The sequence below is a fragment of the Siccibacter turicensis LMG 23730 genome (genome assembly GCF_000463155.2).
Classification (GTDB): domain Bacteria; phylum Pseudomonadota; class Gammaproteobacteria; order Enterobacterales; family Enterobacteriaceae; genus Siccibacter; species Siccibacter turicensis.
This window is the reverse complement of the sequence record NZ_AWFZ01000030.1, coordinates 96,098-109,070: the sequence shown is the minus strand read 5'-3', so window position 1 is coordinate 109,070 and position 12,973 is coordinate 96,098. Positions and strand designations below refer to the sequence as shown.

The 12,973-nt window shown below is 59.4% G+C and carries 11 protein-coding genes and 1 riboswitch; of the genes, 10 read left to right on the top strand and 1 reads right to left on the bottom strand.

Features of this window, described 5'->3' with window-relative positions; all coding sequences use genetic code 11:
• Positions 1-88: 88 nt before the first annotated feature.
• Positions 89-1,480 carry a PAAR domain-containing protein gene (locus tag DW58_RS10125; protein WP_024547710.1) on the bottom strand — a complete coding sequence of 464 codons (1,392 nt, stop codon included), beginning with the start codon at positions 1,478-1,480 and terminating at the stop codon, positions 89-91.
• A 526-nt stretch (positions 1,481-2,006) separates the two neighbouring features.
• Positions 2,007-2,104, top strand: a riboswitch (TPP riboswitch).
• A gap of 33 nt (positions 2,105-2,137) precedes the next feature.
• Between DW58_RS10125 and thiM the strand changes: the two genes are divergently transcribed.
• The 10 genes from thiM (at position 2,138) to DW58_RS10075 (ending at position 12,862) form a co-directional block, all read left to right on the top strand.
• Entirely contained in the window at positions 2,138-2,926 is a 789-nt protein-coding gene (thiM, locus tag DW58_RS10120) for a hydroxyethylthiazole kinase (RefSeq protein ID WP_024547711.1), read from the top strand.
• The gene (gene thiD, locus DW58_RS10115; protein ID WP_024547712.1) at positions 2,923-3,723 is read left to right on the top strand and encodes a bifunctional hydroxymethylpyrimidine kinase/phosphomethylpyrimidine kinase; all 801 of its coding nucleotides are present in this window, start codon (positions 2,923-2,925) and stop codon (positions 3,721-3,723) included. The genes thiM and thiD overlap by 4 nt, the downstream gene beginning before the upstream one ends.
• Positions 3,724-3,964: 241 nt before the next feature.
• On the top strand, positions 3,965-4,852 hold the full coding sequence (mscS, locus tag DW58_RS10110; RefSeq protein WP_024547713.1) for a small-conductance mechanosensitive channel MscS: 888 nt from the start codon (positions 3,965-3,967) through the stop codon (positions 4,850-4,852).
• A gap of 244 nt (positions 4,853-5,096) precedes the next feature.
• Complete coding sequence (gene fbaB / locus DW58_RS10105) at positions 5,097-6,149, top strand: class I fructose-bisphosphate aldolase (protein WP_024547714.1); 1,053 nt, start codon at positions 5,097-5,099, stop codon at positions 6,147-6,149.
• Between the two features lie 296 nt (positions 6,150-6,445).
• Positions 6,446-7,600 carry a mandelate racemase family protein gene (locus tag DW58_RS10100; RefSeq protein ID WP_024547715.1) on the top strand — a complete coding sequence of 385 codons (1,155 nt, stop codon included), beginning with the start codon at positions 6,446-6,448 and terminating at the stop codon, positions 7,598-7,600.
• Between the two features lie 67 nt (positions 7,601-7,667).
• Positions 7,668-9,299: an ABC transporter substrate-binding protein gene (locus DW58_RS10095; protein ID WP_024547716.1), complete on the top strand. Its 1,632-nt coding sequence runs from the start codon at positions 7,668-7,670 to the stop codon at positions 9,297-9,299.
• On the top strand, positions 9,296-10,333 hold the full coding sequence (locus DW58_RS10090; RefSeq protein ID WP_024547717.1) for an ABC transporter permease: 1,038 nt from the start codon (positions 9,296-9,298) through the stop codon (positions 10,331-10,333). The genes DW58_RS10095 and DW58_RS10090 overlap by 4 nt, the downstream gene beginning before the upstream one ends.
• Entirely contained in the window at positions 10,330-11,235 is a 906-nt protein-coding gene (locus DW58_RS10085; protein ID WP_024547718.1) for an ABC transporter permease, read from the top strand. The genes DW58_RS10090 and DW58_RS10085 overlap by 4 nt, the downstream gene beginning before the upstream one ends.
• Complete coding sequence (locus tag DW58_RS10080; RefSeq protein WP_035885583.1) at positions 11,207-12,070, top strand: ABC transporter ATP-binding protein; 864 nt, start codon at positions 11,207-11,209, stop codon at positions 12,068-12,070. The genes DW58_RS10085 and DW58_RS10080 overlap by 29 nt, the downstream gene beginning before the upstream one ends.
• A gap of 18 nt (positions 12,071-12,088) precedes the next feature.
• On the top strand, positions 12,089-12,862 hold the full coding sequence (locus tag DW58_RS10075; RefSeq protein WP_024547720.1) for an ABC transporter ATP-binding protein: 774 nt from the start codon (positions 12,089-12,091) through the stop codon (positions 12,860-12,862).
• Positions 12,863-12,973 lie beyond the last annotated feature (111 nt).

The following is a 12,973-nucleotide window of genomic DNA, read 5'->3' as shown; positions in this document are numbered from 1 at the left end:
ACGATCGTAAATAATTGAAATAATACCCGTAAGTATTAGGCACAGACACAATACCAATCCAATCGAGTTTCGATGCATAATTATAAAATTAATTACCGAAAATTTCATACAGCTGTTCTCCACCCCATTCACCGAATGCGCCACCTGCACTACTACCGACATAGCCTAAACCAGCCCCAGCGATCACAGAGCAAGCAAGCCCTCCGACACCAGCAGCACCAATACCGATAGCGATACAAAGAGGTATTGCTAAATAGCCACCAGCAACACCAACCCCCGTACCTACAGAAAAGCTACCAATCTCAGTATACTTTTTCTTGGTACACTCAGCTTCGCGACCAACAGAACATGCCTCATGGATTTCGTTAAGAGAATGGAGTCCGCTAAAACCAATGCCTAAATAACCAGTGTAACGCATGGCTTTTACGTATTTAGCTGCCCGTTCGATGTGGGTAGCATAACCTTCAATGTCACTGATCCCCGTTTCATTCCATTTGTGGGTAATAGAACTGCTGGACAGGCCGAGTGCATTTTTTATTTTGGTATACTCTCCGAATTTCATAGTCTTATTCAGGAAGTTGACTTTGAGTATGGATTTAAGCTCTTTAAACAACTGGCTACGTCGGACATAAAATTGTTCACCAATTAATGCACCGCGTGTTATGTAGGTGTTTTTATACGTCTCTTGGATCTCCTTGAGTATTTTTTCAATGCTCTCAAAGTATTTTCCAACAGGATCAGCAGCAAGACCAATCCCTGTATCAGCGTAGCTGGTGAAATTAGCTATGGTTGCATAGTGCTTATGCAGTAAGTTAGCCTCTTCATGCGTCAGCGGTTCCAGTGCTGTATCAATGCGCTGTTTAGCTGCTTTCATGTGGGCAATCTGTTCGTCGTCCTGCTTCTCAGGATCAACCAGAAGCATAATCGAACCGGCCTTATACCTTTCGTCTGCACCGTTCAGCGTAGAGAATAGCTTCTTGGCTCCTGCTGGCGGGTTTCCAGTGAATAGCAGACGTTGCCACGCTTCTGTAGTGCCGCCATAGGGGAGAACGGCAAAACCTGCGTCAATGCCAGTTTTCTTCTTCGCTGTCTGGGCGTGTTGTTCTGGCTCAGATTCTGAATAAACGTTTGGCACGACTGAAACGGGAAGTGGAGCTGCTGATGCTAAGCCCGCGTTTCCAAAGGTCCGTGGTTCTCCCTGCTCATACATAGGGTAAGCGTTAGAGGGAAGTATTTTTGCCTTGCAGGGGCATGAGCTGTAGCTATCAAGCGAACCCGCTACACGTCTGTTATCTTCGCCATCCCTAATAATCGAGATCCCGCCAATAATCTTGTATTTCTTGCCATCTTTGCCGCAGGTTACGAGGTCGCCTTCTTTCGCTATCGGTTTACCAAAAGCAATACCTAAAGCGGAGCCCACAATGATTCTGCCTCCGCATGTTGTTCTGTCACCCTGACAAAGCACAATGCCTGTCGCCATAAGTCCCTCTACGTGTTATTGAAATAATCACAGCGGTCATTTTATAAACAATGACCACCTGCGCAACAAGTATTAGACTTAAGTAAAACTGCTTTTCGTAACAACAGGTAAAGGAGATACTCCTCCTCAAATGTTCTGGTGTATTTGCACTGTTCGGACGGTCCGATCGTCACCGTCTCCGTAAAGTTGGCATTGCTGTAGATGCAAATCTTCGTGTCTTCTGTTCTTCAATGTCAATCTCACCATTGATCGCTTCGTCGAAACGTAACGCGACGGCATCCCCCACACGCAGTACGGCGGGCTGCATCATTAGCGTAATTTTATGCTACTCAAGTGACTTCGTTTACTTAACTCATAGGTGATAACACTGGTTTTATTGGTCGGTATTTGATCAATGGTTGTGAATGTAGTGGGGTACAAACTGAGGTACGAGGTGGGGTACTGCGTGAAGAAGCGATAACCGGATAGACGACCTTGCAACAGCAAGTCACTTCCCCTAAGCTTCCAGAAAGTAAGCTAATTTGTAGTAAATGACTCGGGGTGCCCTTCTTCGTTGAAGGCTGAGAAATACCCGTACCACCTGATCTGGATAATGCCAGCGTAGGGAAGTCAGATGCCTGTCCGGTATCCCTTCTTCGCGCCGGACAGGAGCCTGCTATGCAACCTGACCTGCTGAGTGACGCCGTTGCCCTGCGCGTACTCGACCACCTCCACACCCGCTCACCGCTGGTGCACTGCCTGACCAATGACGTGGTGACAACCTTTACCGCTAACGTGCTGCTGGCGCTCAACGCGTCGCCCGCGATGGTGGTCGATCCCGACGAGGCCGCGCAGTTCAGCGCCGTGGCCGATGCGCTGCTGATCAATCTCGGTACCCTGACGCACCCTCAGCGCGAGGCGATGCGGGCGGCGATCCACAGCGCACGCCAGCACGCCACGCCCTGGACGCTCGACCCGGTGGCGGTCGGCGCGCTCAGTCTGCGCACCGATTTCGCCCACGAGATCGTCGCGCTCAGCCCGGCGGCGATTCGCGGTAACGCCTCGGAAATCCGCGCCCTCGCTGGGGAAAGCACCGGCGGGCGCGGGGTCGATACCACCGACAGCGTACACGACGCGCTGAACGCGGCCGTCGCGCTGGCGCGGCAAAGCGGCGCGGTGGTGGCCGTCACGGGAGAGGTGGATTACATCACCGACGGCACCCATACTCTGGCGGTAAGCGGCGGGGATGCGCTGATGACCCGGGTAGTGGGCACCGGCTGCGCGCTCTCGGCGGTAGTGGCCGCCTGCTGCGCCTTGCCCGGCGACCGACTGAAGAACGTGGCGGGCGCCTGCTGGATCATGAAGCGCGCTGGTTCACAGGCCATGTCGCGCGCGACGGGGCCGGGGAGCTTTGCCAGCGCGTTTCTCGATGCGCTGTATGGTTTGCATCGGGAGGTGGCAGCATGACGCGCATTAACGCCCTGACCATTGCCGGTACCGATCCGAGCGGTGGGGCCGGTATCCAGGCGGATCTGAAAACCTTCTCGGCGCTGGCGGCGTACGGCACCTCGGTGATTACCGCGCTGGTGGCACAGAACACCCGCGGCGTGCAGTCGGTGTATCACCTTGAGCCGGGGTTTGTCGGGGAGCAGATCGATTCGGTGCTGAGCGATGTGCGCATCGACGCGGTAAAAATCGGCATGCTGGACAACGCCGCCATCGTTGAAACCGTGGCTGGCCGCCTGCAGCGCGCAGGCATCACTCACGTGGTGCTCGACACCGTGATGCTGGCGAAAAGCGGCGATCCGCTGCTGATGCCCGATGCGGTAGAAAGCCTGCGCAGGCTGCTTCTGCCGCAGGTCGCGCTTATCACTCCCAATCTTCCCGAAGCGGCCGCGCTGCTGGACACCCGGCCTGCCGACAGCGAGCAGGAGATGCTGAGGCAGGGCAGGGCGCTGCTGGAGTATGGCTGCGGGGCGGTGCTGATGAAGGGCGGGCATCTGGATGATGAGGAAAGCCCGGACTGGCTGATTACCCGCGACCGGGAAGTCCGCTTTACCACGCCGCGCATCGTGACCCGCAATACGCACGGTACCGGATGCACACTCTCCGCGGCGCTCGCTGCGCTGCGTCCGCGCCATCACGACTGGGAGAGCACCGTGGCGGCCGCGAAGCACTATCTGACCCAGGCCCTGGCTAAGGCCGATACGCTGGAGGTGGGCGCAGGTATCGGGCCGGTGCATCACTTCCACGCCTGGTGGTAAGCGCCCGGAAGCAAATAAACAGGGAACCCTGCCAGCCGTATTGCTGGCAGGGCACAGAGATAATGTTTCGGCGGAATGGCGAATAAGCGCGTTAATCAATATAAATTTAATATCGAATTAAATTTATTATTTGTTTGGGTTATTATTGCGACAGATTGTTACAAATATTGAGCGGCTTATAATTGCCTGGCATCCTGCGCCTGATTACCCTGTAGCGCTCAAACAAACAGGGAGTTGATATATGGATATTATTGCCTTTCCCGGCATTCGCCATTTGCTGCACTGGGTCGTTAATAATCAGGCGGCGATAATTCAGGGCGCGTTTAATCTTATTGGCGCGTTAATTATTTTTTCCGTAGGCGTATTTATTTCGCGCGTCACCAGCGGTGGATTCAAGCAGCTATTGCTGAAGCGCAACGTCGATAAAACCATTACCCAGTTCTGCACCACGCTGCTGCGCTATGCCTTGCTGGCCTTTGCGCTTATCGCCGCGCTGGGGCGTATCGGGGTGGAAACCTCCTCGATCATTGCCATTATCGGTGCCGCCGGGCTGGCGATTGGCCTGGCGCTCCAGGGCTCCCTGGCGAACTTCGCCGCCGGGGTGCTGCTGGTAACGCTGCGTCCGGTGCGCGCAGGAGAGTACGCCAGCGTCGGGTCCGTCGCCGGGGTCATTGAGGAAGTGCATATTTTCTCCACCACCCTGCGCACCTCAGATAATAAAATGGTAATTATCCCCAACGGCAAAATCATCGCCGGTGAGATTATTAACTACTCCCGCCAGAGCCAGCGGCGCGTGGATATTACCGTCGGCGTCTCCTACCGGTCGGCGATTGCCGAGGTGAAACAGGTGCTCGACGCGGTGGTGAAAAGCGACCCGCGCATTATTCACAGCAAAGGTCACACCATCCGGCTGAATGAGTTCGCGCCCTCGTCGCTGAACTTCGTGGTGCGGGTCTGGACTGAAAACGCGGCCTACTGGGACGTCTATTTCGATCTGATGGAAAATATTAAAAACGCCCTCGACGAGCACGGTATCGACATGCCGTTCCCGCAGATGGATGTGCATATGCATCACGCCGCCGTACCGCGTCCTGAAGCGGTGCAGCCCGACATAGCCCGGGCCGGTTAAGCTCTTCTTTCCCCGATCCCGCTCCGCCGCAGTGTGTCGCGGCGGACAACCCTTTCCCGTTTCCCGTTGAGCCCCTCATTACAGGGCGTTAAGGCAACCTGACAGTGAAAAGGGCCAAAAAATGCGCAGGTGGATGGTATTTCTGCATGGTCAGGGCCAGGATTACCTGTGCCCGTAATGTCACGGGCGAGGACAATCCATGTTCGCCGCGCATCATGCAAGGCGTAACTTTCGGGAGCTTATTATGACAGATATCGTGCAGTTGCTGGGCAAAGATGCCGACAGCCTGTTACAGCATCGCTGTATGACGATTCCAGCAGAGCAGCTTTATTTACCGGGCCATGACTACGTCGATCGCGTCATGGTGGATAACAACCGCCCACCGGCCGTGCTGCGCAATATGCAGACGCTGTACAACACCGGGCGGCTGGCAGGGACAGGCTATCTCTCTATTCTGCCTGTGGATCAGGGGGTGGAACACTCGGCAGGCGCGTCGTTCGCCGCCAACCCCATGTACTTCGATCCCAAAAACATCGTGGAGCTGGCGCTAGAGTCAGGCTGCAACTGTGTGGCCTCGACCTACGGGGTGCTGGCCTCGGTGGCCCGCCGTTACGCGCACCGCATTCCGTTCCTGGTGAAGATCAACCATAACGAGACGCTGAGCTATCCGACCCAGTACGACCAGACGCTGTACGCCAGCGTAGAGCAGGCGTTCAACATGGGCGCGGTGGCGGTCGGGGCGACCATTTACTTCGGTTCCGAGCAGTCGCGCCGCCAGATTGAGGAGATCGCCGCCGCCTTCGAGCGCGCCCACGAGCTGGGTATGGTGACGGTGCTGTGGGCCTACCTGCGTAACAGCGCCTTCAAGAAAGACGGCGTGGACTATCATGCCTCCGCCGACCTGACCGGGCAGGCCAACCACCTGGCCGCCACCATTGGGGCCGATATAGTGAAGCAGAAAATGGCGGAAAACAACGGCGGCTACACCGCGCTGAAGTTCGGCTATACCGACGAGCGGGTCTACAGCAAACTCACCAGCGATAACCCCATCGACCTGGTGCGCTACCAGCTGGCCAACTGCTACATGGGCCGCGCCGGCCTTATCAACTCCGGCGGCGCAGACGGCGGCGACACCGACATGGGCGACGCGGTACGCACGGCGGTCATCAACAAGCGTGCCGGCGGCATGGGCCTGATCCTCGGCCGTAAAGCGTTCAAAAAATCGATGGCCGACGGCGTGAAGCTAATTAACGCCGTACAGGATGTCTATCTCGATAACAGCATCACCATCGCTTGATCCCCTTACGCCTCTGCGGAGGCGTTTTTCCCCTTTTTTAACAAACCGATCGCCTTCACAGTTAGCCTCCCTTTTGTGAAAAGGCTCACTCCCCGCTGTGCATATGCCCGAAAAACGGTGTTTCATTCACGCGCTTTGTCCGAGGCAACGAATACTTTTTGTGCTTAGATTTAGTTCTGAAACGCTTTTTCAAAATATATACCTTGCCCACCGTAGTTGTTCAGCTGTTACGGAAATGTATTGCGCTATCAGGTAACGGCCTGACCTGCTCTCTCTGTTGTCGTTAAGGACCCGTAATGAAGATCGAATCAGTGAACGTCACCGTCTTTACTTATCCCACGCGCCGCGTCTCGGACAGCGCGGGCCACTCTCACCCCGGCGAGGAGAGCCTCGCAAAGATGGCGATGCTGACCATCACCGCCGAAGACGGCAGCAAAGGCTATTCCTTCGCGCCGCCGGAAGTGGTGCGCCCCTTTGTGGTCAATGCCTTTTTCCGCAAAGTGCTGGTGGGCCAGGACGCCTTTGACCGGGAGCGCATCTGGCAGGATCTGGTGCACTGGCAGCGCGGGAGCGCCCATCAGCTGACCGAGCGCGCGCTGTCGTTCGTGGAGCAGGCGCTGTGGGATCTGGCGGGACGCAAACTCAATCTGCCGGTGTGGAAGCTTATCGGCGGCTACCGCGACCGGGTGCCCGCTTACGGCAGCACCATGTGCGGGGACGAACTCAAGGGCGGGCTGTCGACGCCGGACGAGTACGCCCAGTTTGCCGAAACGTTAGTGGCGCGCGGCTATAAAGCCATCAAGCTGCACACCTGGATGCCGCCGGTGGCCTTTGCGCCGAACCCGAAAATGGACGTTAAGGCCTGCGCGGCGGTTCGCGAAGCGGTGGGACCGGATATCGACCTGATGATTGACGGCTACCACTGGTACAGCCGCACCGAAGCCCTGTACATCGGCAAGGAGCTGGAAAAACTCAACTTCGCCTGGTTCGAGGAGCCGATGGAGGAGGAGAGCATGTCCTCTTACGCCTGGCTGGCGGAGAACCTGTCGATTCCGGTGATCGGGCCGGAAAGCCTCGGTGGAAAACACCACAGCCGCGCCGACTGGGTGAAGGCGGGCGCCTGCGACATTCTGCGCGCCGGGGCCAACGGCGTGGGCGGCATTGCCCCGACCCTGAAGGTGGCGCATCTGGCCGAAGCGTTCGGCATGGACTGTGAAGTACACGGCAACGGCGCCGCAAGCCTGGCGGTGGTGGGGGCGATCCGCAACTGCCGCTGGTACGAGCGCGGCCTGCTGCACCCGTTCCTCGACTACGACGAACCGGCGGCCTACCTCAACAGCATCGTTGATCCGATGGACAGCGACGGCATGGTGCATCTGCCCACGCGTCCGGGCCTCGGGGAAGACATTAACTTTGCGTATATCGACGCCAATACCCTCAGCCACGACTGACCCATAAAAACCTCAACCCCGATTCGCTGCGGCGAAGACGGGGTTTACCCTACACGGCGGTATAGCGATGAAAACATTCTCCGTTGCGGGGGCGTGCCTGCTGACGCTCTCGCTCATGATGGGGAGCGGTGTGGCGCAGGCGAAAACCCCGCCCGACCAGCTCATCATGGGCATGAACATGAACAACCTGCTTACCCTCGACCCGGCGGCGATGACCGGCAACGAAGTGGTTGGCATCGTGGTGAATCTCTACGATTCGCTGGTGGAGCTGGACCCCAACCGGCTGACCAACGTGCGTCCGGCGCTGGCCGAATCCTGGGATATCAGCCCGGACCGCAGCACCATCACCTTTCATCTGCGCAAGGACGTGACCTTCCACTCCGGCAACCCGTTGACCGCCGAGGATGTGGTGTGGTCGATGCGTCGCCTGCTGCACCTGAACCTTGCTCAGGCCTCGGTGTGGAAATCCTACGGCTTCAGCAAAACCAATATCGACCAGCAGATCGCTGCCCCGGACGCGTACACCGTGACGCTGCGTCTGCCTAAGCCCAACGACCCGAAACTGGTCGTTTACTCCCTGGCGGCGCTCGGCAATCTCGGGGTGCTGGACCGCAAAACGGTGCAGACCCACGAGGTGAACAACGACTGGGGCAACCGCTGGCTGACCACCCATGCTGCCGGGTCCGGGCCGTTCACCCTGGAGGTGTGGCAGGCCAAGGACGTGCTGCGCCTGAAGCGTAACCCGACCTACTGGCGCGGCGCACCGAAGCTTGACCGCGTGGTGCTGCGTCATTTTCAGGAGTCCCAGACCCTGCGCCTGATGATTGCCAAAGGCGATCTGGACGTGGCCAGCAATATGGCGGTGTCCGACGTTAACGCCCTGCGCGACGACCCGAACGTCACGGTGGACGCGGTGAAAAAGGGCACCATCTACTACGTGGCAATGAGCATGAAGGAGGCGCACTTCGCCAACCCGAAAGTGCGCGAAGCGGTGCGTTACCTGATCGACTATCAGGGCATCAACAAGGCGCTGATGCCGGGCTACGGCGTACTGCACCAGCGGCCGATTCAGTCCGGCATGGCGGCCACGCTGCCGGACCCCGGCTACCGGCTGGATATCCCGCGTGCGAAAAAGCTGCTGGCGGAAGCGGGCTACCCGAACGGGTTTGATACCACGCTGCGCGTGCTGGCGGATCAGCCGTTTATGAATATCGCCATTGCGGTGCAGTCCACCCTGATGCAGGGCGGGATTAACGCCAAAATCATCACCGGCACCGGGAACCAGATCTACGGCGCGATGCGCGAGCGTAAGTTCGACATGCTGGTGGGGCGCGGTGGCAGCGGCGTGGAGCCGCATCCGCACTCCAGCCTGCGCGCGCTGGTGTACAACCCTGACAACAGCGACCAGGCGCGGCTGACCAATTTCCAGGGCTGGCGCACCAGCTTCTACGACGCCCCGCTGAATAAGATGATTGATAACGCGCTGCTGGAACAGGACCCGACCAGGCAGGTGGCCCTCTACCAGGCAGTGCAGACGCGCTACGACCAGCTGATCCCGGCCATGATCCCGCTGTCGCAGATGGTGGATTCAGTGGTGGTGCGTAACGAGGTGAAACACTACCAGCCGCATCCGTCGGCCACCACCTGGCTGCGCGAGGTCTACAAGCAGCCCGCTGATGCAGGAGGAGACAAAGGATGACCACCGCCATTCTCGCCCCGGGCTCCCGCGCCCGACGCTTCTCAAAACGGCTGATGCAGGTCGCGGTCACGCTGTTCGGTCTGCTGCTGCTGACCTTCTTTATTGGCCGCGTCATGCCCATCGACCCGGTGCTGGCGATTGTCGGGCCGGATGCCGATCAGAGCACCTATGACCAGGTGTACCAGCAGCTTGGGTTTGATAAATCCCTGCTGACCCAGTTCTGGATCTACCTGAACGCGCTGCTGCATGGCGATCTCGGCAATGCGCTGCTCACCGGTAAACCGGTGATGGATGACATCATCCGCGTCTTCCCGGCCACCCTTGAGCTGGCAACCATGGCGATTATCGTGGGTGCCGGCCTCGGGATTCCGCTCGGCGTGCTGGCCGCGGCGCGGCGCAACAGCGTGGCGGATTACGTGGTGCGCATCATCAGCCTGGCCGGCTACTCCACCCCTATTTTCTGGGTCGGGATGATGGGGCTGCTGCTGTTTTACGCCTGGCTTGGCTGGGTGGGCGGCGCCGGGCGGCTGGATCTTGGCCTTGACGGCGTGGTGCCGCGTCGTACCGGGTTAATGACCGTGGATGCGCTGCTGGCGGGTAACGGCACGGTGTTCTGGAACGCCATCAACCATCTGGTGCTCCCGGCGTCGCTGCTTGGCTTCCACTCCCTGGCGTACATCAGCCGCATGACGCGCAGCTTTATGCTGGCCCAGCTCTCCCAGGAGTTCATCATCACCGCCCGGGTGAAGGGGCTGACCGAGCGACAGGTGATCTGGAACCACGCGTTCCGCAATATTCTGGTGCAGCTGCTGACCGTGGTAGCGCTGGCCTACGGCTCGCTGCTGGAGGGGGCGGTGCTGATTGAAACCGTCTTTTCGTGGCCCGGCTTTGGCTCCTACCTCACCGGCAGCCTGCTGCTGGGCGACATGAACGCGGTGATGGGCTGCGTACTGCTGGTGGGGGTGATCTTCGTGATGCTCAACCTGCTCTCCGACATGCTGTATCAATTCTTTGACCCGAGGACGAAATCATGACGGTATCCCTCGATTCTCCGGTGCGCGTGGCGGCGGGCGAACGCCGCCAGCGACTGCGCCGCATGGCCACCCGCTCGTTTGGTTTTCTGGGCCGCATGGCGCGCAACCCGCTGACCGCCATCGGCGGCGGCATTGTTCTGCTGCTGCTCATCGTGGCGGTCTTTGCCCCGTGGATCGCGCCCTACCATCCGCTGGTGCAGGATCTCAACAACGCCCTGCAACCGCCGGATGCCACGCACTGGTTCGGCACCGACGAGTTCGGGCGCGATATCTTCAGCCGCCTGGTGTACGGCTCGCGCATCACGCTCTACATCGTGCTGCTGGTGTCGATAACCGTCGGGCCGCTTGGGCTGCTGCTCGGCGTTACCGCAGGCTACTTCGGCGGCAAGATTGACACCGTGCTGATGCGCGTCACCGATATCTTCATCTCCTTCCCGAGCCTGGTGCTGGCGCTGGCGTTCGTCGCCGCCCTCGGGCCGGGGCTGGAGCACGTGGTGATCGCCATCGCCATCACCGCCTGGCCGCCGATTGCGCGTCTGGCGCGTGCCGAAACCCTGTCGCTGCGCCAGGCCGACTTTATCTCGGCGGTGCGGCTGCAGGGCGCCTCCTCGGCGCGGGTGCTGTGGCGTCATATCGTACCGCTCTGCCTGCCGTCGGTGATTATCCGCATCACCATGAACATGGCGGGCATTATTCTCACCGCCGCCGGGCTGGGCTTTCTCGGCCTCGGCGCGCAGCCACCGCAGCCGGAGTGGGGAGCGATGATCTCCAGCGGCCGCACCTACATGATGGAGTGCTGGTGGGTGGTGACCATTCCGGGGCTGGCGATTTTGATCAACAGCCTGGCGTTCAACTTCTTAGGAGACGGCCTACGTGACATCCTCGATCCTCGCAGTGAATAGTGCGCCGCTGCTCGACGTGCGCGACCTGCACGTCGACTTTATCAACGGACGCGCGGTGACCAACGCGGTGCGCGGCGTCTCCTTCGAACTCGGGCGTGAGAAGCTCGCCATCGTTGGCGAATCCGGTTCCGGGAAATCCACCGTCGGGCGCGCGCTGCTGCGCCTGCACCCGAAAAAGGCGCGTATTACCGCGACGCGCATGCAGTTTGGCGACGTCGACCTCCGGGCCGTCAGCGAGGCGCAGATGCGCGGCATTCGCGGGAAGCGTATCTCGATGATCATGCAGGACCCGAAATACTCGCTGAACCCGGTGGTGTGCGTCGGGGACCAGATTGCCGAAGCCTGGCTCACCCATCACCCCGGTAAAAAAGCCGAGGCGAAAGCGAAGGTGATGGAGATGCTCAACGTGGTGCGCATCCGCCAGCCGGAGCGGGTTTATCAGCTCTATCCCCATGAGATCTCCGGCGGTCAGGGGCAGCGCATCATGATTGCCATGATGCTTATCACCGACCCGGAACTGGTGATCGCCGATGAACCGACCTCGGCGCTGGATGTGTCGGTGCGCCTGCAGGTGCTCGGCCTGCTCGATGACCTGGTGCGCGAGCGCGGGCTGGGGCTGATCTTTATCAGCCACGATATCAATCTGGTGCGCAGCTTCTGCGACCGGGTGCTGGTGATGTACGCCGGGCGCGTGGTGGAGTCCATTGCCGCCCGCGACCTGGATAAGGCGCAGCACCCCTATACCCAAGGGCTGATTAACGCGCTACCGGATATTCATCACCGCCGGGAGCACCTGCCGGTACTGCAACGCCAGGCCAGCTGGATGAATGACTAGGGAGCGACCATGGGAAATATGATTGAAGTTCGTAACCTCAACCTGGCCTTCGGGGAAGGGGAGAAGCGCAACCAGGTGCTGTACGACGTCGATTTCGCGGTGCAGCAGGGGGAAATTTTCGGGCTGGTGGGGGAGTCCGGCTCCGGGAAAACCACGGTGCTGAAATGCCTGGCCGGGCTGTTTACCCACTGGCAGGGGGAGCTGGCCATCAACGGCACGCCGCTTGAGCACCGCATTGGCCGGGAGCGCTGCCGGCTGGTGCAGATGGTGTTTCAGGACCCTTACGGGTCGCTGCATCCGCGGCACACCATCGGCGATATTCTCGAAGAGCCGCTGCACATTCACGGTCTGCCCCAGCGCGACCAGCGCATCAACGCCTGGCTGGATAAGGTGGGGCTGAACCGCGCCTTCCGCGACCGCTATCCCCATCAGCTGTCGGGCGGCCAGCGCCAGCGCGTGGCGATTGCCAGAGCGCTGATCCTCGAACCCCAGGTGCTGTTGCTCGATGAGCCCACCTCGGCGCTGGATGTCTCGGTGCAGGCGGAGATCCTCAATCTGCTGGGGGATCTGCAAAAGGAGTCGAAGCTCACCTATCTGATGGTGACCCACGATCTCGGGGTGATTGCGCATCTGTGCCAGAAGGTGGCGGTGATGCAGTACGGGAAGATCCTCGAAACCCTCACCACCGATGCGCTGGTGAATGATGCAGCCGAGTCGGACTATACGCGGATGCTGGTGAACGCCAGCCAGCAGTACTCCCGGGAGATGGCGAGGGAGGTGGCGGCGTATTGATTGTGGTGCTGCCTGTAGGGGGCTGGAGGAGTGCAGCGTAAGGTATGGCGTTTATGTTATTGCGGTGAGGGTTCCGTTCACTCTGGCACCGTACTTCCATAGAACGCTTGA